This window comes from Pseudomonas sp. PA-1-6B (genome assembly GCF_021609545.1).
Classification (GTDB): domain Bacteria; phylum Pseudomonadota; class Gammaproteobacteria; order Pseudomonadales; family Pseudomonadaceae; genus Aquipseudomonas; species Aquipseudomonas fluorescens_BV.
Map to the genome: position 1 here is coordinate 36,681 of NZ_WJZM01000011.1, position 21,408 is coordinate 58,088.

The following is a 21,408-nucleotide window of genomic DNA, read 5'->3' on the forward strand; positions in this document are numbered from 1 at the left end:
GACCTGCAACAACTGATCGACGCGCTGTCGGCAAGACCGACACAGTGCTGGCCCTGGCGTGTTTCGACGAGTGCAGCCCATGACCGATAACCTGCTTGGTAAAGAGGCCGACCCGCTGGTTTATGTCGACGCGCTGTCTGCCTGTTTCACACGCTTGGGGTTCGAGCGCGATGAACATTCGTTACTTGAAGGATGCGTTACCGGGGCGGCACGGCTGAGCCAGTGTGAGCTCAGCCAGTTGTATCTGCTGGACGAAGTGTCCGGCCGGCTTGAACTGACCGCTCAACATATGGCCCAGATACCATCGCTCTCCGTTGCGCCTGCGTGTCCCGATCAGTCCCACCAAGGGCTGCTGCACGACACCTTGAACCAGGGCTCTGTCCTGAGTCTGGAGGATGTGCAAGACAGTGGGTATGACACCCGCTTCCTGCCGGCAATGGCGATACCCTGGCGTGCGCTATTGATCGTGCCGCTGCTCAGCCGATGCAAACGTATGACCGGTGTGCTGGTCTTCGCCCGCCAACAGTCGGTCCAGTTGCGAGGCTACGCCTCATCCTTGGGGCATTTGGGCAGCTTCGCCTTGAATCAGTTACTCGCACTGCGCGATATCCAGCCCATCGTTGGCACAAAGCGCAGATGCGACAAACTGTTGGCTGGAACATATGGCTTGATTGGCACCAGTGCGGCAATGGAACAGGCGTGCCGGCTGATCAGTAAAGTACTGCACACGTCTTATACCGTGCTGCTGCACGGTGAGACCGGCACTGGCAAGGAAGTGGTGGCCCGTGCCATCCATGCTGCCGGGCCGCGCAAGGCCAAGGCCTTTGTCGTGCAGAACTGCGCAGCGTTCCCGGAAGGGTTGCTTGAAAGCGAACTGTTCGGCTACCGAAAAGGCGCGTTCACTGGCGCCGAGCGCAATCACGCGGGGCTGTTCGACGCTGCGCATGGCGGTACGTTGCTGTTGGATGAGATCGGCGATATGCCGCTGTCACTGCAAGCCAAGTTGCTGCGGGTACTGCAGGAGGGCGAGGTTCGCCCACTGGGTGCCAGTGCAGCCCATAAGGTTGATGTCCGCATCATTGCTGCCACCCATCGCGACCTCGCGGCGATGGTTGCCGAGGGGCGCTTTCGCGAGGATCTCTATTATCGGCTTGCTCAGTTTCCCATCACTCTACCGGCCCTGCGCGAGCGAGACGGCGATGTACAGCAACTGGCGCGCTATTTCACGGACAAGGTTTGCGAAGCGCTGAAAAGGTCACCTGTCGATTGGTCGAATACCGCCCTTGATCAACTTTCCAGCCACAGCTTCCCCGGCAACATACGCGAGCTCAAATGCCTGGTGGAGCGCGCCGTGCTGTTGTGTGACGACAGCGTGATCCGACCGGAGCATCTGGCGCTGCCAATGACACTGACGCCAGCCGCTACCGATGAAGCGACCCTGCGCCAGCGCATGGAACGAGTGGAGCGCACGTTTTTGCTCGATTGCCTGCACAAGAATCGCGGTAATCGCACCCGTACGGCACGGGAGCTAGGGGTTGCCCGGCGTACGCTGCTCTACCGTCTTGCCCGCTTGAACATTCCCTTTGGCGATGCCAGGGAAGAACGCTGAATGACGCACCTTATTTTCACTATGGGAGAAAGCCGATGCCTGATCGTCCATGGCACATCGTCGTGCTTGTACTGTTTTTGCTGGGTGGCTGTAACGCCAACTATGTATTCGATGACGCTGAGTACCATCCTGTGGGTGACCCACAGGCGATCACTCGTGGCCGCTGAATGGAGGGTCATGAAGATGCAGCTTGTGTTTGAGATCTGCGCGCCCGAGAGCGAAAAGAACGTGCCCCTGGCCCGCAAAGTGTTTGACGTGAGCGGTGGCGTGATCGGCCGCGGCTCGGAATGTGATTGGGTAATACCTGACGCCAGCCGCGTGCTCTCCAGCCACCATGGACTGGTCGCATACCGCGAGGGCCGCTATTTCCTCACGGATATCAGCCGCAACGGAATCAGGGTGGCAGGGAGTCATGAGCGCCTGCGCAAGGGGCACGCGCGATTGATCAGTGATGGCGAAGTGTTCGAGTTGGGAGCGTTGACGATACGTGCGCGCTTGCTGGAGCCACCGCAACCTGCTGGCGGCCTGCAGGCCGCCTCGGCAGTAACGATCCCTGAAGACGCCTTCCTCTCGCTGGGCCCTTCGCATCAGTTGGACCTTGATTGCCGTATGCATGCCTTTTCGCAGGATCTGGAGGCATTGAACGAGTCCGCCGATGAGCAGCAAGTGTGGACGGATCGCTACGGGGCTGACCGGGAGCACGTGGTCTTCCCTCGTCGGGAAGAACCTGCGGTAGAGGTTGCTACGGTACAGGTAGCGATGACTGTGCCGACTGATGAAGAGTTCTGGCCACAATTTGCAGCAGCCTTGGGCCTGGACCTGAATACGCTCGATCAACCGGGTCGGCAAGCACTGGCGATCAAGGTGGCGCGCTTATTTCGCTTGACGATCGAAGGGTTGCAACAAAGTTTGCGCACCCGTGACGAATTGAATAACGAGTTGGATACAGCGCCGTTCGGCAGCCATGGTGTGGGCCTTAATCCCTTGAAAGCGTGTAGCGACATCGATGCTGCGGTAGCTGCGATGTTGGATATAAGTGCGTTAGGTCAGATGCCCGCTGTACAGGCTATTACCCAGGCTCACCGGGAACTGCAAGCGCATCAGATCGCACTGTTGGCCGCCTGTCGAAGCACCTTGCGCAACGCCCGTGCGGCCTTTGAGCCCAGCTATCTGTTGGGATGCTTCGAGTCCTCGGGCAAGTCGGTCGGGTTTTTCTCGGATGGTGGGCATTGGCGTGCATACCAGCGTCATTACCAGCGTCTGGTGGCGCAAGAGCGATTGAATGATCGTCCTTTGGGGGGCGACTTCGCCAAGGCCTATGAGGAGCAGGTGCGCCTGATCTCCAGCCTGCATATTGATTTTCCAGGATAATGCACATGTACCGAGTCACCCTTGCTTTGCTGTTGCTCATGTTCGGGCTATTGGCGGGTTGCAGCGCCGCCTCGCCTTTTTCTAAGCTGACCAAGCTAGACATGGCGCTGACCGCCAGTGAACTCGTCAACCCGGATCTGCATGGCCGCCCCTCGCCAGTTGTGGTGCAGTTGATTGAACTGCGCCAGGGCGTCGCTTTTGAACATGCCGACTTCTTCGGTCTGTATGGCAATGCGCAGCAGACGCTGTCCAAGGACTGGGTAAACAGCGACGAACTTGAATTGCGCCCTGGGGACCGCCTGGGGCTCAAGCTTCGTATCGGACCTGACAGTCGTTTCGTGGGGGTGCTGGCGGCTTATCGAGACCTGCCCAATGTCCAGTGGCGGCTACTGATCCCGCTGACCGTGCAACAACGTAACCGTGCTGATCTGGTATTGGATCAGACGGGTATCCGCGTTGCTGGCTCACTCGCCGGCCTGGAGGCGCAGTGACATGCAGGCTCAGAAAGTTATCTGGCAAGAAGGCATGCTGTTGCGGCCACAGCACTTGCAGCACAACGACCGTTACTATCACCAACAACTCACCCAGACGCGCTTGTTGGGCAGTGATACCTGGGGCTTGCTCACGCTGGAACTCAATTTGCAGTACCTCAAACTGGGCAAGCTGGTGGTCAACCAGGCCAGCGGCGTTTTGCCGGACGGTAGCCTGTTTGAGTTGAACGCCGGGATGGAACCTCTGGTGTTGCAGATACCAACCGACACGCGCAGACAAGGCGTTTTCCTGGCGCTCCCGTTGGCCAGTGGCAGTCACCTTGAAGTTCGCCAGCCAGGACAGAGTGATGTGCTGGCACGCTACGTCAGCTGCGAAGTGGAAGTGGGAGATGCCAATGCGGGTGTGGATACGCGTTGCCGGATCAACTGCGCACGTCCCGACTTACGTCTCCTGTTGGGCGAACAACCGCATGACGAGCACTTCGTCAAACTCAAGATTGCCCAGGTACTGGACGCCACCGGCGAGGGAGGAGTGAACCTGGATACAGCGTTCATCCCTACGTTCATTTTCGTGCAGGAGCATGGGTACGTGGCGTCGTGTCTCAAGGAGGTGATCGGCCTGCTTGTCAGCAGGGGCGATGCCATCGCTGAACGTATTCGTGGCGAGAGCACGACCGCAGGCACACAAATCGCTGACTTCCTGATGCTGCAAGTAATCAATCGTACCGAGCTGGAGCTTCGCCACTGCCTGAGCCAGGCCCGGGTGCGGCCCGAAGCAGTGTTCCGTGCGCTGGTGTCGCTGCTCGGTGAGTTATCAACGTTCGCCAGTGACAGTAAGCGTGCGCAGTTGAACGTTCATTACCAACACGGTGATCAGGGCGCCAGTTTTCGTGGGCTGATGGAGCAGGTGCGCTTGGTGCTGTCTGTGGTGTTGGAGCAACAGGCGATCAAGTTGGCTTTGCAGCCGCGCCAATATGGCGTCCTGGTATGCCCGGTCAGCGAGTTGAAACTGCTTGGTACGGCCACCTTCATTTTGGCGGCCACTGCGCAGTGTGAGGCGCAGGAGCTGCGCCAGCGTCTGCCGGCACACCTGAAAGTCGCGCCGGTTGAGCGCATACGTGAATTGGTCAACCTGCACTTGGCCGGTATCAAGGTCAAGCCGTTGCCAGTGGCGCCGCGACAGATTCCATTTCATGCCGGCAAGACCTACTTCATGCTCGATATGAGCGCCCGTGATATCGCACAACTGGAGCAGTCAGGTGGTTTCGCTTTCCACGTAGGAGGTGAGTTCGCCGGGCTTGAACTTGACTTCTGGGCCATCAGGAATTGAATGCCATGGAAAGTGAATGCACTCAAGATGAAAAAACCGTCCTGCTCGACCGGGAAAGTCATGGGCCAGCCCAAGGCCCCTTAACGGACTTCCCGTCGCCGCCGCGTTATGAGCAGCTGGAAGATCGCATGATCTACGCCGGCCTCAGGCTCGATACGCAAAGCTTCCAGGTTGGGCTCAACCCTATAGTCGACGCGGCCTGGGCGGTATTGTCCGAGGTCGTAGGGCTCAGGCGCTGCTCTGGCCGTGAAAGTTGGGACACGCTCAACGAGCGGTTGTCGTTGGCTGTCAATCAATTTGAAACCCACGCTTTGCAGGGCGGCGTGGAAAGCAGCCAGATAATATCGGCGCGTTATGTGTTGTGCAGTGTGATTGACGAGGCGGTCTTGATAACTCCGTGGGGGGCGCAGAGCGAGTGGTCGAAAAAGAGCCTGTTGAGCCGCTTTCATAACGAAACCTTCGGGGGCGAAAAAGTTTTCCAACTGCTGGAGCGGCTGTCGCGCGACCCCCTCAAGCACCTGGCGATGCTGGAGCTTTTGTACCTGTGCCTGTCTTTGGGGTTCGAGGGCAAATACCGGGTCATGGAGCGGGGCGCGTCACAACTTGAGGCTGTTCGTGATGCCTTGTATCGCCAGATCAGGCATGTACGTGGGGAACCTCTGAAGGCGCCGCTACTGCCTGTCATACAGGGGAAGGACCTGCACAAGCGGATCCGTGTCATTCCCGTCACCTGGTGTGTGGCATTCACCCTGAGCTGTTTGTTGGCTCTGTATACAGGATTTGCCTGGGTACTGAGCAAGGAGCGATCGAATGCACTGCAACCCCTTCAATTCTCGGCGTCGGACCTGATTCGTACGCCCTTGTAAACGCTGGAGCAATGAATGAGCGCATTCTTCAAAAGGATGGGCGCCGTGCTGGGCAGGGTTTGGGTTTGGAGCCTCCTGCTGGCGCTTTCCTGTGCGGCACTCGTGTGGTTTTTAGGGCCGCTGTTGGCAGTGGATGACTATCGTATCTGGCAGGGGACGACTGCTCGCCTGCTTACCATCAGCATCGTGTTTTTACTGTGGGGGCTGGTGATAGCGCTTACGGATACTGGTAGTGCTACCAGGCGCCAAAGGCCCCCGCGTCAGCAGCCGTTGAAGTGGGTTGAGGATGAGCGCCGTCAGGTAAGCGCTCGATTCAAAAACGCTGTGCATCTGCTGAAAACATCCAGCCATTATGGCGTGCATAACGCACGCTGGCGCGATGATCTGCCGTGGTACCTGTTGATCGGCGAGCAGGGCAGTGGCAAAACGCAGTTACTGGCTGCCGCCGGCTTGCCGTTGGCGCTCGACCCTGCCCAAAGTCGGCCAATGGGCAGTAGCGTTCATTGTGATTGGTACTTCGCCGCCGCAGGCGTACTCGTCGACACGCCGGGGCGCTACCTTACCCAGCCTGACAGTTCAGTGGATGCCGCAGGTTGGGCAACCCTGCTCAATCTGCTCAGATGGCGGCGCCGAGTGCGTCCGCTGAATGGTGTGGTGGTGACGCTGTCGGTCGACACGTTGTTGAGCATCAACGAGTACGACCTGGATCATCACGCACGCCGTGTGCACTCACGTTTGCAGGAGATCCAGCAGACGTTGCATGTGGATGTGCCGATCTACCTGGTTTTGACCCAGGCCGATCGGTTGTCGGGATTCGCTGAGTTCTTCGACCTGCCCTACGCAGAGAGTGCTGACAGCTTGCTTGGGCAGCACTTGGACGCCCATGTCGAGGATACTGACACTACGCAGGTTCGCCGGGCGGTCGAGGGATTGTTACAGCGCTTGAATAGTGAGCTGATCGGGCGATTGCACCAGGAGCGCAATGTCGAGCGCCGGGGGCAGATGCTGGGATTCCCCCAGCAGGTGGCACGAATAGGTGAACGCGTGAATCTGTTCGCTGAAATGGCGTTTTCCTCTCATCGCTACCAACCCATCAATGGTCTGCGAGGGATTTTCCTGACCTGCGCCGATGGCCGGCACCCGCGATTTGTGCAGGGCCTGTTCAGCCAGGCAATCTTTGCCGAAGCCGACCTCGCGGGCTTGCAGGCCGAGGAACGACAGCGAATCCGTTGGCGCCAGGGGTTGCAAGCGATGGCCGTAGCCTTGGTTATTGGCGGTGTCGGCGGGCTATGGTGGCACAGTTATGCCGTCAACCATCAACGACTGGCGCAGTTGGCTGCACTGGTAGCACTCCCGCCGCTTGGCTCGCAAGCCAGCGATGACAGCACGGCGCTGTTGGCGCTGTTGGATACGCGGCTGGCGGCGACCCGGGTTTTTCCCAGGTCGGCAGATGTGCGCCTGGTCGAGCACGCTGGGCTGTATCAGGGCGAGCTGAGTCGGCCCAGTGTCGAACACGCCTATGAGCAGGCACTGCACCAGCAATTGCTGCGTTGGATAACCGCCCAACTGGACGAGCAGGTATATGCCAGCCTGGGAGATCGGGACCGGCTATTGGACAATCTGCGCGCGTATTTGATGCTCAACGTGCGCGAGCGCCGTGAGACTGCTTGGCTGGCACAACATATGGCGAGACTCTGGTCGGAGCGTTTTGCCGGGGACCTGTCGACACAGAAGCGCCTGAATGATCACTTTGCGCGGCTGCTTGAGCGCCCGTTTGTCGGGCCGCTCAACGAGGAACGGGTGGCTCAGGCTCGCGAAGCACTGAGGGGCGAGTCATTGGCCGACGTGGTGTATCGGGTACTGCGCGAACAAGCCCGCGACCTGGAACCCTTGCGCCTGGCCGAGGGCAATGTATTCGCTGGTATCGCCCCCTCCGTACCGGGCTTCTATACCAAAAGGTATCTGCAGTACTTTGAGACGCAGGGTCCACGGTTGGTTGACACCATTGCCCGGGATAACTGGGTGCTCGGTGAGGGTACCGACCTGGGCCATCAAGATCTGAGTCGGCTGATGGCGCAATTGCAGCAGCGCTATTTCAGTGAATATGCCGATGCCTGGAGCGATGTTCTCGGCCGTATCACGCTGCAAGAGACCGACAGCCTACGCCAGGACGCCGAGCAGCTCATGAGCCTGACTTCGGCCCAGTCCCCTTTGATTCGGTTGTTGCAACAGCTGCGTGAAAACACGCGTTTGCTGCCAGGTCATGAGCTGCTCGATAAAGCAGTGCAACATCCTGCAGACGTGGCCAAGGCGGCGCTGGTGGCTGGGCCAGTGGCGTTTGCTGATGCTGCGCGGCGGGCGCTGCAACAAAAATTCGAGCCTTTGCATCAATTGCTGGATGAGCAGAACAACCCCGGAGCAGAGTTGACCCAGGCTTTGCGTCAGTTGGATGAACTGCACTTGCAACTGACGGCATTGAACCGTGACAGCGCACCCGAGCAGGCAGCCTTCCTGCGTGCCCGGCAGCGTATGGAGGGGCAGCAGGATGTGCTGGGTAGTCTGCGTGATGCCGCTGCGCGTCTGCCGCTACCCGTTGCCGGCTGGCTTGAGGGCCTGGCCGACGAGAGTTGGCGGCATTTGCTGGAGCAGGCCTATGTGCACGTCAACCAACGCTATCAGAGCGATGTACGTAGCCCTTACGCCAAGGCAATTGGACGACGTTACCCGTTCCATGCCAACGCGAGCAATGACGTAGCCCTTCATGATTTTCAGGAGTTCTTCAAGCCACGAGGGGTGATGGCGCGCTTTTATGAGAACTACCTGCGGCCTTTTATCAGTGTCGACGGCACTCGCTACCGATTGCGTGGGCTGGATGGCCAGAGCTTGCCGGTTTCGCGTTCGCTGTTGGAGCAATTGACAAAAACCCAGGCCATACGCCGCGGTTTTTTTACCGAGGACACGGAGGAGTTATCTGTGCGGTTTACCGTGGCGCCCTACAGCCTGGACCCATCGATCAGTCGTGCGATTCTGCGCGTGGGTGACCAGCAATTGGAGTATCGCCACGGTCCCATCGTACCCGTGGCGTTCCGTTGGCCCACCGATGCAGAGAATGGGCGCAGCAGTCTCGTCCTGGAGAAAGGCACTGAGCAGCGACCCTCGGGAATCGAGAAGAACACAGGGGCTTGGTCACTGTTCCGGTTCCTGGATCAGCTGCAGAGAGAGCCCGCCAGTGGGCAAAATGCTCAGGTTTTCAAGGCAGACCTCGCCGGCCTGCGCGTCAATTACCTGCTGACCAGCCAACGCACGCCTGTCCCGTTTGATGTGGATACATGGCGCACCTTTCGCTTGCCGGAGCAACTGTGAGGATGGCAGCCCCCTGGCGCAGCGCTGGTCGTACGCAGCAGGGGCAGGCGCGGCTGCGCAACGAGGATGCATTCCTGGACGACCCGCGCCGCAGCTGCTGGGCGGTTGCGGACGGCATGGGCGGGTATCGCAACGGGGATGTCGCCAGCCAATGGGTGGTCAGGCAGTTGGCAGCCGTGTCGGCTCAGGGCAACCTTGATCAGCGTATCCAGGCCGTTCGCAGCTGTTTGCAAGGCGTCAACCAAGGGTTGAGGCGTGCATGGACAGAACCTGGCGCACCTGGTGACGCGACGATGGGCAGTACCGTAGTTGCACTGCTGCTGGAGAAAGGCCGGGCGGCTTGTCTCTGGGCGGGGGACAGTCGCTGCTATCTATGGCGCGGGCAGAGTCTCTACCAATTGTCGAAGGACCATTCGTTGCTGCAGCGGCTCATGGACGAACGTCACCTCAGCGTCGCGCAAGCCCAGGCCTACCCCGATGCCAGGGCCTTGACCCGAGCCGTGGGCGCGGGTTCGCGGTTGCACCTTGAGGCATTGGAACTCAGTACCCGCCCAGGGGATGTATTTTTATTATGCAGTGATGGTTTGTATCAGGCCCTCAGCCATGTGGACCTGGGACGGGCGTTGAGTATGCAAACGCCCCAGCAGGCGGTGGATCGGCTATTTGCAGGGGCGTTGCGCAGGCCGGTACACGACGACCTGACTGCGGTTGTCGTGCAGCCTTGAGCGCGTCCCCACAAGCCTTGCGCCTGCTGGTTGGGCGTTATCACCTTGAGCATGTGTTGGGCAGAGGGGGTATGGGCGTTGTGTACCGTGCGCGCGACCTGCTGCACGAGCAATTAGGCGAGCGCTGTTCGAACGTGGCGCTCAAGCTGGTGGACGAATCCATTTCCCAATGTCCCGATGCGCATGTGTTGTTGTACAACGAGTTTGCGTTGACCCGCAGCCTTCGGCACGACCGCGTGGTACGGACGTTCTCGTTCGAAGTCGACACACACAGCCAGGTCGCGTTCTTCACCATGGAGTTGTTGCAGGGGCTGACCCTGGACCGTCTGCTGCTGGAATGCCCTTATGGGTTGCCCTGGCGCGAACTGCAACCCATCGCCTTGCAGTTGCTGGATGCCTTGGTCTACACCCACCAGCAAAACGTGCTGCACGGTGACGTCAAACCAGCCAATGTCATGGTGGGCGAGGAGGGCGTGCGCTTGTTCGACTTTGGGCTGGGCCATGCCGCCGGGCAGGCTGGGGTGGGTTTGCCGAGTGTCAGCCGCAGTCGTTTCAATGCCTGGACACCTGCCTACGCAGCCCCGGAACTGTTGGCCGGCGGGGCGTTGACCGCGGCCGCCGACTTGTACGGCGTGGCCTGCATCCTATACGAACTGGCCCATGGCAAGCGCGTTGGCGAACGCTGCGCAATGGACCGGCTGTCCCGGCCTGCGCAGTTGCCCAGGCATTGCTGGGCGGCATTACAGGCTGCGCTGGCGGTGGACCCGCAGCACCGAAGCATAACGGTCGCCGAGTTGCGCCAAGTCATGGGGCGCAATCGGCCACGCTGGCGCTTGTAGGGTAGAGGTCAAACGGCCAAGCCGTGCAACTGGCAGTACTCCAGCCATTCCATGCCCGCCATCTGTGCGACTTCTTTATGCACTTCACGGCGCTGGGCCTCGAAGGCTTCGGTGGAATCGGCCGTCAGCTTGAGGGTCAATTCCCAGGCGAACAGCTGTTGCTGTTCAGCGTGTGCCTCGAAGGCCTCATGCAGGCGTTCGGCGCGATACTGCGCCAGGGTTTCGCCCCTGGCCTGGGCTACCAGCGGGTTAAGACTGTCCAACTCGGCAGCGACCTGCGGTTGTTCGCGCAGGAACCTGTCCAGTGCAAGCTGATAAGTATCGTTAGGTGCCGACACAGGTAGACACCTTAACGCGAAGGATGAGAGCTGCCATCGGACGTGCGTGCGTTGAGGTGATGGCGGGCACGCTTGCGCGACCTGCGTCGCATCCAGTTCTGCAACGGCGCCAGCAAGAAAAACATCAGGTAGGCGATCAGCACCAGCGTCAGGTCTACCCAGGTTTCAGCCACAGGCCCGGTAAACAATTCAATGACGTTCTTGATCACAAACAGCAACACCACGCTGCACAACCACAGCACAATGGTGACGAATAGAGGACGCATGTTACTTGAGCGCTTGTCTTGCATAGTGAGGTTCTCTCCTTTGGCCTGTTGTCGTTCCAGGCAAGATTCCCTGAGTGCGTACCCATTATCAGACAGGTTGTAACATCGTTTAACACGCACAAACCGTGCGGATGATACCGACTCAGACAGCCTTAGGGGATGATTCAGGTCAGAAAGTTCGTTAAATCTGTAGGGAATTATCCTGGCAGCCCGGCATTCACTGGTAAAAAGCCGGGCTGGGAAGGGGATAAAGGCTTTCGCTTCGGCTATCAGGGCGTGTAGCGTTAGCGGTGTTTCCGGCCGCTGATCTTCAGCGGCAGTCGGTGACAGGCAGAGGACGGCCCATGGCGCACACCCTGTTCAAACTTTTCCTGACTCAGCGCCTGGCGGTCCTGGCCAGCACGGAGTCGTTGCGTGCAATTCGTGAGGGGCTGCTGTGGATTCTGCCGTGCCTGTTGGTGTCCGCCGGCTTCCTGATTCTGTCCGAGTGCGCCCTGGCGCTGGGGTTCGATCCCCAAGTGGTGAGTTTCCTGGCGGGGTTGCATAAACAGATCAGTTCGGTGATCCCACTGCTGGTCGCGGCCTCCATCGGTTATATGTTGGCGATTCAACACCGTCTGCCACAGCTGCCGGTTGCCTTTCTGTGCCTGGCCCATGTGGTGGTCGCCACCTTCGTGCTGCGTGAGTACCCGCGTGCTTCGGCCACATTCCTCCTGTTTATTGCCATTGCTTCGCCCTTGATCAACGTGCCGGCCATTGCCTGGCTGCACCGCTTTCGCTGGACACGCCTGGTCAACCAGGATCTGGTCGGCCATAACCTCAAGGGCACCATCAACATGGTGATACCCGGCGCACTCACGGCCTTGTCGTTGGTGACGGTGTTGTCGTTGCTGCTGTTGATCCCCCATGTGGCGCAAATCCAGGGGCCGCAGGTGCTTGATGCGTTGCAGACGCCTTACGGCAGCGGGTTGTTTGTGACACTGATGAATTCGCTGCTGTGGTTCTTCGGCATTCACGGCGTGTATGCCATGCAGCCGCTATTCGATGCCCTGGACCAAGCCGTAGCGCTCAATGGCGCAGCCTTGGCGGCGGGGGAGCCGGTGCTGTACTTGCTCAATAACGGCTTGCTGGGCAGTTTTGCGTTTATCGGTGGTTCGGGGGCAACCTTATGCCTGCTGCTGGCGATCCTGCTGTTTTCCAAAAGCCAGTCCATGCGCTTGCTGGCGGTGGCGAGTTTGCCGTTGTCGTTATTCAATGTGAGCGAGGTGCTGTTGTTCGGTTTGCCGATCATCCTCAACCCGCGCCTGTTTATACCGTTTCTACTGGTACCGGCGTTCAACGCGATGGTGGCGTTGATGGTGGTGCAACTGGGCTGGGTATCGCCGGCGGTGGCCAGCGTGCCGTTTACCGCCCCGGTGCTGCTCAATGCATACCTCAGCACCCACGGCGACGTGGCGGCGGTGGTGTTGCAGATCGTTCTGCTGGGGGCCGGGACGCTGGTGTATGCGCCCTACGTGAGAGCGATTCATCGCCAGTCCAGCGATGGCAGCACGGTGTATCTCAAATCTTTGGACATGACGTTCCGCGGCCTTGAGGAAAAAGGCCGTCTGCTAGAGTTCGACCCGGTGCTGGCCACCCACCAGACATTGGCCCGCCAGGCGGCTGAGTTGAACCGCATCCAGCAGATCAGCGATTACGAGTTCTATCTTGAGTTTCAACCCCAGGTCTCCACCCGCACCGGTTTATGCACCGGGTGCGAGGCGCTGATGCGCGCCCGGGACAGCCAGGGCACGGTGCATTCGCCGTGGGAGTTCCTGCAATGGCTGGCGCACGCCAGGCTGATGCCGGACGTGGATGTGTGGGTGGCATCCCAGGCCGTGCGCCAGTATCAGAAATGGCAGAAGGTGGGTTTTGAACTGCCGATGACCATCAATATTTCCAGCACCACACTAAAGGATGCCGCCTATGGCGACCGCCTGGTGGAAATTCTGGGCCAGGCCCGTGGGCAAGTTTCAGTGGAAATTACCGAAGACGCACTGGTCAGCGACATCCCGGCCACCCGCCAGACCATCCAGAAGTTGCAAGCCATGGGGGCCAAGGTCTATCTGGATGATTTTGGCACTGGGTTTTCTGCGTTGAGCTATCTGCACCAGTTTCCTGTGGATTTCATCAAGATCGACCGCAGTTTTGTGGTTGCCCAGCACGACCCTAAAGGCGCCCAGGTGCTCACCGGTATGTTGCGCTTCTGCGAGGCCCTGGACCTGGGCGTGGTAGTGGAAGGGGTCGAGACGGCTGAGCAATTGGCGTTCTTGAGTAACGGGCCTGAATTGTTTATCCAGGGCTGGTATTTCAGCAGGGCACTGCCTGGGGATCAGTTGCCGCGCTTTGTGCTTGAGCGCAGGGCGTTGGTCTGATGACCGACCCTCTCTACCTGGCACCCCGATCCAACTGTGGGCGCTGGCTCGCCGGCGACGGCCATAGGTAACTACACAACTTTGGTGCGACGCTGGACCTGTGGCGAGGGAGCTTGCTCCCGTGACGGACTGACAGCCGACGCTGATCTAACTGACGCACCGCGATCTAGATGTAGGAGCTGGCTTGCCTACGAAGACGGCCTGACAGCCGATACAGTTGGATCGTGTACATATCCATTCTTGCGGTAACGGCTACTTAGGGCTCCGCCCTGACGCCATCACCTCCCATCGCTAAGCCTTGAAAGAATTTTCCTACAGGTGTTGACCTTGCCACTACGGGAACCTTTAGGCTTTTTTCCGAGTATGTCCAACCACAAAAACAAGATTCAGGGGTTATCAATGGATACTGCTACCCTGCAACAACGCTCGGATTCCGATCTGTTCACCACCGCCTCGCGGCTGATGACGAATGCCTTGGAACCCGGCGCCAACTACACCCAGGTCACCCGCGCGCTGGAAGCGCTGCTCGCACTGACTCGACAAGGCCTGGCGGGAGACGCTGGCGCCTACGCGCACTATCAGTCAGCCTTGCTGCAATTGCACATTCCAGGTGACCCGCGCACCGAGCCGACCCGGCGCTGGATGGCCAGCGAGGTCTACCGCGTCGAAGATGAGTTCGCCGCCGACGTGCCGGGCTTCACCGCGTTGCCGGTGGAGGAGTTCCGTCAACAGGTCGACGCTGAAATCGCCGCACGTAGCCGGGTCAACCACCCGATGTCGGTACACCTGTTCCAAGGTACGCCGCCGGTGCAGGATGTGCGCTTCTTCCTGGAGCATCACTGGACCCGTTCCTACAACTTCTACAGCCTGCTGGCCGAACTGGCCTTTCGCTTCGAAGCCATCGAGGACGCCTCGGTGTTTTACCGCAACCTGTACGGCGAAGCAGGGGCTGAGACACCGGAGCGTTCGCACCCGGCGATGCTCGCCCATCTGATGGAGTATTTCGATATTCCGCTGGCCATCGACTTCCCCGCGCTGCATCCGCTGGAAAAGGCCTACCTGAATAATCGCATTCGCTGTGTGCGCCACACGGATGTCGCCTGGGGCCTTGCGCTGCTGTATGCGGTGGAGTCTGTCAGTTGCGTCAACCATCGGCGCATCTACGAGCTGTTGCAGCGCCTCGACGTTCCAGAGCAGCCCAGCGAATTCCACCGCTTGCATGGCACCCAGGATGAGATCGACACCGAGGAAATGTGGGCACTGATTGCCAAGTTCGCCAGCGAGGAGGGCTTTCAGCGCACGTTCATGCGCGCACTCAAGCGCCACTTCGAAATCAACAAAGCCTACTTCGACAGCCTGTGGCAGCAGATGCAGGCCCAACGCCTGTCTGCCTGAACGACCTGCGATCCGAAAACAAAAATAATGGAGCACATGATGAGCCCGCATAATTTTTCCCTGCCGCAATTGCAGAATATTCACACGGCCGAAGCCCGTCTGTTGGCGGAAGCCTTGAAGCCGGACGCGACGTTCAATCGCATCGAAATTGCCGCCAATATGCTGCGCGCCCTGTGCGAGACCGGCCAACGTGGCGACGCCGCGAATGCAGCGCAGTGCCAGCAATTGCTGTACATCCTGTCGCTGAGCGATGACGTGGCCACCGCCTCGACCCGGCGCTGGCTGGCCAATGCCGTCTATAGCGTGCAAGAGCGTTTCATGCCGTCAGCCGACCTGGCATCACCGTTGTCCGAGGCTGGTTTCCAGCAACGCCTGGAAGAGCAGATTGCCGCGCAGTCGCGGGAAAACCATCCGATGTCGCAGTATGTGTTTGAAGGCAAAGCCTCTCGCGCGCAATTGCAGGTGTTTCTGCGTCACCAGTGGTTCCGCACGTACCGCTTGTACCGGGATGCCGCCGACCTGCTGGTCAACCTGACCGACGTGGACGAAGCGGCCGCCCTGGCGCGTTATCTCTACGGCGAGTTGGGCGAAGAAGACGAGCGGCGCTCCCACCCCCGCCTGTTGGCCAAGCTGCTTGCCGCCGTGGGCCTGAATGCCGATTTCGAGGCGCTCTCGACGATGCCCGAGGAAATCGCCTACCTCAACAACCGCGCACGCTGTTTCCGCAACCCCGATGTCGGCTGGGGCCTGGCGGTGTTCTACATCACCGAACTGGTGGTGCCGGGCAACCACGGCAAGCTGTACAACGCCCTGCGCAACGCGGGCTTGAGCCAGGATGATGCGGAGTACTACGAAGTGCATATCAGCCTGGTGCCGCCGCGGGCCAAGCGTGAATGGGCACTGATCTCACGGCGTATTCCGGACCTCGGGTTCCAGAACGCGTTCCTGACGTCTTTGGCCGAGCACTTCCGGCTGGAGCGGGCTTACTACGATGCAGTCTGGGAAGAAGTACAGCGCGTGAAGTAGCCCTCCCTGGACAACCCGAGTAACTCGACATGCCAAGTCATATCACTGAATCCCGTATCCACGGGGGCGCTTACTCGTCCCCGGAATTTGCTGCGATCTTCTCTGATGCCAATCAGGTGCAGAAGTGGCTCGATGTTGAAACAGCGCTGGCGGCGACCCAGGCGCAGATGGGCCTCATCCCCCACGAGGCCGCCCGGGAGATTGCCCGGGTAGCCAGCGTGGAACTGCTGGACCTCGACGCGTTGGGGCGCGAAGGCCTGGAAACCGGGCACATCCTGGTGCCGACCCTGCGCGCATTGCAGGGGTTATGCGCCGATGGGCTGGGCGAATACGTGCATTACGGCGTGACCACCCAGGACATCCTCGACACCGGGCTGATCCTGCAAATCCGCGATGCCTGGGGCCTGGTGGTGCAGCGCTTGCGCGGGATCCGCGGGCATCTGCTCACGCTCGCCCTGCGCCATAAGCACACGCCGATGGTTGCCAGGACCCATGGTCAACACGCATTGCCCACCACGTTCGGCTACAAGGTGGCGGTGTGGGTCGATGAGATTGATCGACACCTTGAACGCTTTGAAGAAGCCTACGCCCGGGTGATGGTCGGCAACCTGACCGGCGCCGTGGGCACCCTGGCCGGGCTTGGCCCGCAGGGTTTGGAAGTGCAGCGCCGTACCCTGGAAAGCCTCGGCCTGTCGGCACCGTTGAGCAGTTGGCACAGCGCCCGCGACCGAATCCTGGAAGCAGCGTGGTTGCTGGTGCAGGCGTCGGCGACGTTGGGCCGTGTCGCCAATGAGATCTACCACCTGCAGCGCACCGAGATCGACGAAGTGCGCGAGGGGCGGCGAGCAGGGCAAGTGGGGAGTAGCACCATGCCCCACAAGCAAAACCCATCGACGGTGGACCTGATCAGCGCGCTGTCGCGGCTGGTGCGCGCGCAGATGGTTGCGCTGACCGACGCCGCTTTCCAGATGCACGAGCGTGACGGCACCACCTGGCGCATCGAATGGGCGGCCTTACCCGAGCTGTTCATTTACGCCGGTGCGTTGCTCGCTCGTATGGAAGGCTTGCTGCAGGCTGGGCTGCAGGTGCGTGAAGCGCGCATGCGCAGCAACCTGGACTTGCTGGGCGGGCTGATCCTGTCGGAGCGCGTGATGCTTGCGCTGGCGCCTCGGTGTGGCAAGCAGACGGCCCATCATCTGGTGCACGACATCGCCCTGCAGGCCCAGGACGCGGGCGTTTGCTTTCGCGACGCGCTGCTTGGCGACCCTCGGCTGCGCGGTTGTTTCAGCGCGCAAACGCTCGATGACTTGCTTGACCCGACAGCCTACACAGGGCTGGCGGCCGAGATGGTCGATCTGGTGGCAACTAAAGCACGACCTCGCGCTTCAGGCGATGGCGCTGAAGCAGTGATGGCAACCCAAGGCAATACCAGTCAGTCCCTGTACGCTACGGAGGGTATGTGATGGATGCGCAAACATTGGAAAAGACAGCCCGTGCGTCTTGCACCGCACGTTCGGACCACCCGGGCTTTGATCATGACGGCGAGCAATGCCGCCACGAACACAGCCACATCCTCGATTCGAAAACCCACGGTTCGGGTTATGCCGGCCCGCAGAGCCGCAAGATCTTCTGCAGTCATTGTCGCCTGCAACGTTGGCTGGACGTGGAAGCTGCGCTGGCCATGGCCCAGGCCGATGTCAACATCATCCCGCGCGAGGCGGCCCTGGAGATCGAAAAGGCCGCGTTGCTATCGGGCATCAATGTGCGCCAACTGGCCGAGGGCGTGGCTGCCACTGGGCATTCGCTGATGCCATTGCTGAGCGCCCTGCAAAAAAATTGTAGCCCCAGTGCCCGTGAATACGTGCATTACGGCGCTACCACCCAAGACATCCAGGACACCGCCCAATCCCTGGAGATGCGCGATGTGCTTGATGCGATGGATCAGGCCCTGGAGACTTTGCTGGGCAAGTTGTCGACCCTGGCCGATGCGCACCGTGACTCGCTGATGGTCGCCAGGACCCACTCGATTCCCGCTTTGCCGACCACCTTCGGGCTGAAGGTCGCCGGCTGGATCGATGAGCTGTTGCGCCACCGGCAGCGCTTGGCCGAAGCCCGCCAGCGTGTACTGGTGGTGCAACTGTTCGGCGGGGTCGGCACCATGGCGGCGTTCGGCCCGGACGCCATGCCGATGCTGGAGCGTTTTGCCCAGCGGTTGTCGCTGCAAGTGCCCCTGACAGGCTGGCATGTGTCCCGTGACCGCGTTGCGGAGTTCGTCAGCACCCTGGCCATGGTCACCGCCTCGCTGGCCCGCGTAGCCGATGAAATCCGTACGCTCAATCGTTGGGAAATCGCTGAAGTGGAAGTGGGCTGGAGCGACCAGCAGATCGGCAGCAGCACCATGCCGCACAAACGCAACCCCGAAGGCTGCGAGCAGGTGGTGGTGTTGGCACGGCTGGCCAAGGCCCAGGTCATGCTCGCGCTGGACGCGATGATTCTTGAGCATGAGCGCGATTACCGCGGTACGCGCTTGGAGTGGTGCGCGGTCGCGGACGTCTCCCACTATGCGCTGATGGCGCTCTCGATTCTGACCGAGACCATCGATGGGCTCACCGTGAATGTGCAGAAGATGGAAGGCACCGCCCAGGCCTATGGCGATGCCATCTGCACCGAAGCGGTGGTGTTCGAAATGGCGCGCAAGCTGGGCAAGAGCAGCGCCTACCAGATCATCTTCGAAGTATCCCAGGCCAGCCAGCGCAATCACGTGTCGATCCGCGAGGCAATCGAGGCCGATGCGCGGGTGCTTGCGGTCATGAATGACGGCGCCCTGGCCCGGCTGTTCGAGCCCCGTACGCACCTGGGCATGTCCGGGCGCATCGTTGACAACGTGCTGGCCAAACTCGCTGGCCACTAACCATTGATCTCTGAACAGATTCGCAAATTCATCAAGGAGCGACAGATGTCCAACGTTATGGAAGTTGATAAAGCCAAGGTCCAGCAGTTTTCGGCGCGCATCATGGAGGATTACGGCAACACGCTGCGCGGCGCCATGCTCTACATCGGCGACCAGCTCGGTTTGTTCAAGGCTTTGGCCGACGGCCAGGCGGTGACCCTGGAAGAGTTGGCGCACAAGACCGGCTACAACGCACGTTACTTGCGCGAATGGCTGGGCAGCATGGCCACCGGCAATTATGTGACCTACGACGCGCAAACCCGCCGTTACCAAATGCCCGCCGAGTTTGTGCCGGTGCTGGCCGATGAAGACTCGCCGTATTTTGCCGGTGGCATTATCCAGCTGAGCGTGCCGTTCGTGAGCATGGCGCCCAAGGTCATCGAGGCCTTCCGCCATGGTGGTGGTTGCGCTGAAGAGGCGTTCCCGCTGGAAACCTGGAAAGGCATGGAGCGCATGACCATGCCCTGGTACAAGCACTACCTGGTCCAGCACTGGATTCCATCCCTGGACGGCGTCGAAGAGAAGCTCAAGACCGGCGGCAGTGTGCTGGATTTCGGCTGCGGTGCGGGCCTTGCAGCGATCACCATGGCCAAGGCCTACCCCGAGGCGCGCATTGTCGGCTGCGATTTCCACCTGCCTTCCATCGAGTTGGCGCGGGCCAACGCCGAGGCGGCTGGCGTGGGTGACCGGGTGCAATTCGAGGTGAACGACTCCGATGCCTTGCGCGGCCAGCAATTCGACTTCGTGACCACCTTTGTGGTGATCCACGATGCCACCGACCCTCAGCAGATGCTCAAAGATTTGCGCGCCGCCACGGCCGAAGACGGTACCTACCTGATGGTGGAGCTCAACCTGTCCGAAGAACTGCACGAGAACATGAACTTGTTCGGGCGCGTCATGTACCCGCAGAGCACGCTCTATTGCATGACCTGTTCGCTGTCCCATGGTGGGGCAGGGCTGGGGGCATTCATGGGCGAGAAGCGTGCCCGCCAGATGGCTGAGGCAGCCGGGTTCAGCCGCTTTCGTAAAGTGCCTTCGCAGTGGCCACCGATGCCGGCGCTCTTCGAACTCAAGCCTTGATAGGAAGCATCCACGAGTCGCTTTGCGCAGTAAGGCAATTTAATGGCCCCTTTGTAACAAAATCCTCGCCAAAATCACTTTTATTTTCAGGTGGTTAGGTGAGGATGCAAATGCGCTCTGTGGGAATGATGCTGATTGCCTGCTCCCTGGCCGGCGGCGCGACTGTCGCGCAGGCCAGGGAATTGCGCGAGGGTGACAAGTACATGTGCAGTTGGGGCGCAGGCACGGCCGCCAGGGCCCAGGAGCTAAAGTTATCCGGCGTTTCGCTATACGCGGCCCGGCAGAAGATCCAGACCCTCAAGTTCAGCAAATCGTGGATGCGCATGATGGCCATGGGCATCACCGAGCAGACCTATGACAGCCGCTCAAGGCTCAAGCCCGAGGCGATTCGTCAAAGCTTTTACCAGGATTGCCTGCGCTACAAGGTCGCGCGCAAGTAATCCGTAGCCCGCACCAGCCGTGGGGCCTTTACAAATCCACGACAAACCCCGTGTGAGTATTTGCATACAATTGCGCACTTCTTGATGGAGGCGGGTATGCAAGTGCTGATTCGAACGGCGACACCTGATGACGTCGACACGCTGTGCGCGATTCGCACCTCGGTAGTGCAAAACCACCTGAGCCTTGAACAGATGGCTGGCCTGGGGATTACCCCGCAGGTATTGAGCGATACGTTGCGCGCAGCACCTTGCGGCTGGTCCGTTGTGGGGCCTGTCGATGGTGATGACGTTCGTTATGAAAAGCGCAGGGCGCCATAAGGCCATGAATGCCCCGGAGCCTCCATCATCCAACAGCTTGCGCTACCTCGCGGTGGGTGTGCTTGGCGTCGCCGTGCTGCTGGGGTTCTATTTCATTCAACTCAACGCCAAGGTCGACCGCCAGCGCGAAGAGGCGGCTGAACGCCTGACGCTGTGTCGTCATCTGGAGGCCGTGGTGGGCGCCACAGCTTCCAGTCGTGAGGCCCTTCAAGAAACATGCAAGCAGTTAAGTGAACAGTTAATTGAAAGCGCTGCGCCCGATTGATAACCATTTTTTCTACAGGGACTTACTGTCGTTACTTGCACCAAAAAGTAGCACGAGTACTGCATTCCACCTTAAAAAACATGTGGTTATTGAATGACTTACGACGCTTTCAATCCGACGAAAGGATTAAAATAATCTTGTTACATGTTTTTACAATCGCTACTATAGCCGGGCGTTCACCTCCCACGGTTTATGCATTTTTAAATCCCAAGTTTCCATCAGCTACTTGGGATTTTTTTTGCCCGCGATTTAATCTCGGCCTGTCGTTCATGGCCGGTGACGCCCTACAAAGTGAGGGCTGGCTAACACTTTTGCATTAATT

At 59.8% G+C, this 21,408-nt stretch carries 20 protein-coding genes; 18 read left to right on the forward strand and 2 right to left on the reverse strand.

Annotated features, from left to right (window positions below):
* Positions 1-79: 79 nt before the first annotated feature.
* The 9 genes from GIV35_RS08075 to GIV35_RS08115 are packed head-to-tail and all read left to right on the forward strand — an operon-like array spanning position 80 to position 10,594.
* Complete coding sequence (locus GIV35_RS08075) at positions 80-1,609, forward strand: sigma-54-dependent Fis family transcriptional regulator (RefSeq protein WP_236304268.1); 1,530 nt, start codon at positions 80-82, stop codon at positions 1,607-1,609.
* Positions 1,610-1,644: 35 nt separating this feature from the next.
* Positions 1,645-1,776: a hypothetical protein gene (locus GIV35_RS08080; protein ID WP_034126102.1), complete on the forward strand. Its 132-nt coding sequence runs from the start codon at positions 1,645-1,647 to the stop codon at positions 1,774-1,776.
* A 10-nt stretch (positions 1,777-1,786) separates the two neighbouring features.
* Positions 1,787-2,980: a type VI secretion system-associated FHA domain protein TagH gene (gene tagH / locus GIV35_RS08085; RefSeq protein WP_236304269.1), complete on the forward strand. Its 1,194-nt coding sequence runs from the start codon at positions 1,787-1,789 to the stop codon at positions 2,978-2,980.
* Positions 2,981-2,985: 5 nt separating this feature from the next.
* Complete coding sequence (tssJ, locus tag GIV35_RS08090; RefSeq protein ID WP_105227074.1) at positions 2,986-3,471, forward strand: type VI secretion system lipoprotein TssJ; 486 nt, start codon at positions 2,986-2,988, stop codon at positions 3,469-3,471.
* A 1-nt stretch (position 3,472) separates the two neighbouring features.
* The gene (tssK, locus tag GIV35_RS08095; RefSeq protein WP_213153102.1) at positions 3,473-4,801 is read left to right on the forward strand and encodes a type VI secretion system baseplate subunit TssK; all 1,329 of its coding nucleotides are present in this window, start codon (positions 3,473-3,475) and stop codon (positions 4,799-4,801) included.
* Between the two features lie 5 nt (positions 4,802-4,806).
* Positions 4,807-5,667, forward strand: coding sequence for a type IVB secretion system protein IcmH/DotU (gene icmH, locus GIV35_RS08100; RefSeq protein WP_200648938.1), 861 nt, complete (start codon positions 4,807-4,809; stop codon positions 5,665-5,667).
* A gap of 15 nt (positions 5,668-5,682) precedes the next feature.
* Positions 5,683-9,030 (forward strand): type VI secretion system membrane subunit TssM, encoded by a 3,348-nt coding sequence (tssM, locus tag GIV35_RS08105; protein ID WP_236265007.1) that lies wholly within the window; start codon positions 5,683-5,685, stop codon positions 9,028-9,030.
* Between the two features lie 2 nt (positions 9,031-9,032).
* On the forward strand, positions 9,033-9,755 hold the full coding sequence (locus GIV35_RS08110; RefSeq protein ID WP_105227070.1) for a PP2C family protein-serine/threonine phosphatase: 723 nt from the start codon (positions 9,033-9,035) through the stop codon (positions 9,753-9,755).
* A complete protein-coding gene (locus GIV35_RS08115) occupies positions 9,752-10,594 on the forward strand; it encodes a serine/threonine-protein kinase (protein WP_105227069.1) in 843 nt (280 codons plus the stop codon). The genes GIV35_RS08110 and GIV35_RS08115 overlap by 4 nt, the downstream gene beginning before the upstream one ends.
* An 8-nt stretch (positions 10,595-10,602) precedes the next feature.
* Here GIV35_RS08115 and GIV35_RS08120 read toward each other — a convergent pair whose 3' ends face one another.
* Both GIV35_RS08120 and GIV35_RS08125 read right to left on the reverse strand, forming a co-directional pair.
* A complete protein-coding gene (locus GIV35_RS08120) occupies positions 10,603-10,932 on the reverse strand; it encodes a DUF6388 family protein (RefSeq protein WP_198716125.1) in 330 nt (109 codons plus the stop codon).
* Between the two features lie 11 nt (positions 10,933-10,943).
* On the reverse strand, positions 10,944-11,198 hold the full coding sequence (locus GIV35_RS08125) for a hypothetical protein (protein WP_232914494.1): 255 nt from the start codon (positions 11,196-11,198) through the stop codon (positions 10,944-10,946).
* Positions 11,199-11,542: 344 nt separating this feature from the next.
* On the opposite strand from GIV35_RS08125, the gene GIV35_RS08130 reads away from it, so the two are divergent.
* The 9 genes from GIV35_RS08130 (at position 11,543) to GIV35_RS08170 (ending at position 21,086) form a co-directional block, all read left to right on the forward strand.
* Positions 11,543-13,612, forward strand: coding sequence for an EAL domain-containing protein (locus tag GIV35_RS08130; protein WP_198716124.1), 2,070 nt, complete (start codon positions 11,543-11,545; stop codon positions 13,610-13,612).
* A 399-nt stretch (positions 13,613-14,011) separates the two neighbouring features.
* Positions 14,012-15,007: an HOASN domain-containing protein gene (locus GIV35_RS08135; RefSeq protein ID WP_096144279.1), complete on the forward strand. Its 996-nt coding sequence runs from the start codon at positions 14,012-14,014 to the stop codon at positions 15,005-15,007.
* A gap of 39 nt (positions 15,008-15,046) precedes the next feature.
* On the forward strand, positions 15,047-16,033 hold the full coding sequence (locus GIV35_RS08140) for an HOASN domain-containing protein (protein WP_236265011.1): 987 nt from the start codon (positions 15,047-15,049) through the stop codon (positions 16,031-16,033).
* Between the two features lie 29 nt (positions 16,034-16,062).
* Positions 16,063-17,496 (forward strand): adenylosuccinate lyase, encoded by a 1,434-nt coding sequence (purB, locus tag GIV35_RS08145; protein ID WP_054920866.1) that lies wholly within the window; start codon positions 16,063-16,065, stop codon positions 17,494-17,496.
* Entirely contained in the window at positions 17,496-18,944 is a 1,449-nt protein-coding gene (locus GIV35_RS08150) for a class-II fumarase/aspartase family protein (protein ID WP_105227063.1), read from the forward strand. The genes purB and GIV35_RS08150 overlap by 1 nt, the downstream gene beginning before the upstream one ends.
* A 45-nt stretch (positions 18,945-18,989) precedes the next feature.
* Complete coding sequence (locus tag GIV35_RS08155; RefSeq protein ID WP_014718237.1) at positions 18,990-20,063, forward strand: class I SAM-dependent methyltransferase; 1,074 nt, start codon at positions 18,990-18,992, stop codon at positions 20,061-20,063.
* Positions 20,064-20,173: 110 nt separating this feature from the next.
* The gene (locus GIV35_RS08160) at positions 20,174-20,503 is read left to right on the forward strand and encodes a hypothetical protein (protein ID WP_003191756.1); all 330 of its coding nucleotides are present in this window, start codon (positions 20,174-20,176) and stop codon (positions 20,501-20,503) included.
* A gap of 96 nt (positions 20,504-20,599) precedes the next feature.
* Positions 20,600-20,821, forward strand: coding sequence for a hypothetical protein (locus GIV35_RS08165; RefSeq protein WP_105227062.1), 222 nt, complete (start codon positions 20,600-20,602; stop codon positions 20,819-20,821).
* Between the two features lie 4 nt (positions 20,822-20,825).
* The gene (locus tag GIV35_RS08170; protein ID WP_105227061.1) at positions 20,826-21,086 is read left to right on the forward strand and encodes a hypothetical protein; all 261 of its coding nucleotides are present in this window, start codon (positions 20,826-20,828) and stop codon (positions 21,084-21,086) included.
* Positions 21,087-21,408 lie beyond the last annotated feature (322 nt).

What these genes read in the sequence shown, in the direction of transcription:
- GIV35_RS08080 (WP_034126102.1), top strand. Translation starts at nt 1,645, where the DNA reads ATGCCTGATCGTCCATGGCACATCGTCGTGCTTGTACTGTTTTTGCTG.
- GIV35_RS08125 (WP_232914494.1), bottom strand. Translation starts at nt 11,198, where the DNA reads ATGCGTCCTCTATTCGTCACCATTGTGCTGTGGTTGTGCAGCGTGGTG.
- GIV35_RS08160 (WP_003191756.1), top strand. Translation starts at nt 20,174, where the DNA reads ATGCGCTCTGTGGGAATGATGCTGATTGCCTGCTCCCTGGCCGGCGGC.
- GIV35_RS08135 (WP_096144279.1), top strand. Translation starts at nt 14,012, where the DNA reads ATGGATACTGCTACCCTGCAACAACGCTCGGATTCCGATCTGTTCACC.
- GIV35_RS08165 (WP_105227062.1), top strand. Translation starts at nt 20,600, where the DNA reads ATGCAAGTGCTGATTCGAACGGCGACACCTGATGACGTCGACACGCTG.
- GIV35_RS08075 (WP_236304268.1), top strand. Translation starts at nt 80, where the DNA reads ATGACCGATAACCTGCTTGGTAAAGAGGCCGACCCGCTGGTTTATGTC.
- GIV35_RS08140 (WP_236265011.1), top strand. Translation starts at nt 15,047, where the DNA reads ATGAGCCCGCATAATTTTTCCCTGCCGCAATTGCAGAATATTCACACG.
- purB (WP_054920866.1), top strand. Translation starts at nt 16,063, where the DNA reads ATGCCAAGTCATATCACTGAATCCCGTATCCACGGGGGCGCTTACTCG.
- tssJ (WP_105227074.1), top strand. Translation starts at nt 2,986, where the DNA reads ATGTACCGAGTCACCCTTGCTTTGCTGTTGCTCATGTTCGGGCTATTG.
- GIV35_RS08170 (WP_105227061.1), top strand. Translation starts at nt 20,826, where the DNA reads ATGAATGCCCCGGAGCCTCCATCATCCAACAGCTTGCGCTACCTCGCG.
- tagH (WP_236304269.1), top strand. Translation starts at nt 1,787, where the DNA reads ATGAAGATGCAGCTTGTGTTTGAGATCTGCGCGCCCGAGAGCGAAAAG.
- GIV35_RS08130 (WP_198716124.1), top strand. Translation starts at nt 11,543, where the DNA reads ATGGCGCACACCCTGTTCAAACTTTTCCTGACTCAGCGCCTGGCGGTC.
- GIV35_RS08110 (WP_105227070.1), top strand. Translation starts at nt 9,033, where the DNA reads ATGGCAGCCCCCTGGCGCAGCGCTGGTCGTACGCAGCAGGGGCAGGCG.
- tssK (WP_213153102.1), top strand. Translation starts at nt 3,473, where the DNA reads ATGCAGGCTCAGAAAGTTATCTGGCAAGAAGGCATGCTGTTGCGGCCA.
- icmH (WP_200648938.1), top strand. Translation starts at nt 4,807, where the DNA reads ATGGAAAGTGAATGCACTCAAGATGAAAAAACCGTCCTGCTCGACCGG.
- tssM (WP_236265007.1), top strand. Translation starts at nt 5,683, where the DNA reads ATGAGCGCATTCTTCAAAAGGATGGGCGCCGTGCTGGGCAGGGTTTGG.
- GIV35_RS08150 (WP_105227063.1), top strand. Translation starts at nt 17,496, where the DNA reads ATGGATGCGCAAACATTGGAAAAGACAGCCCGTGCGTCTTGCACCGCA.
- GIV35_RS08155 (WP_014718237.1), top strand. Translation starts at nt 18,990, where the DNA reads ATGTCCAACGTTATGGAAGTTGATAAAGCCAAGGTCCAGCAGTTTTCG.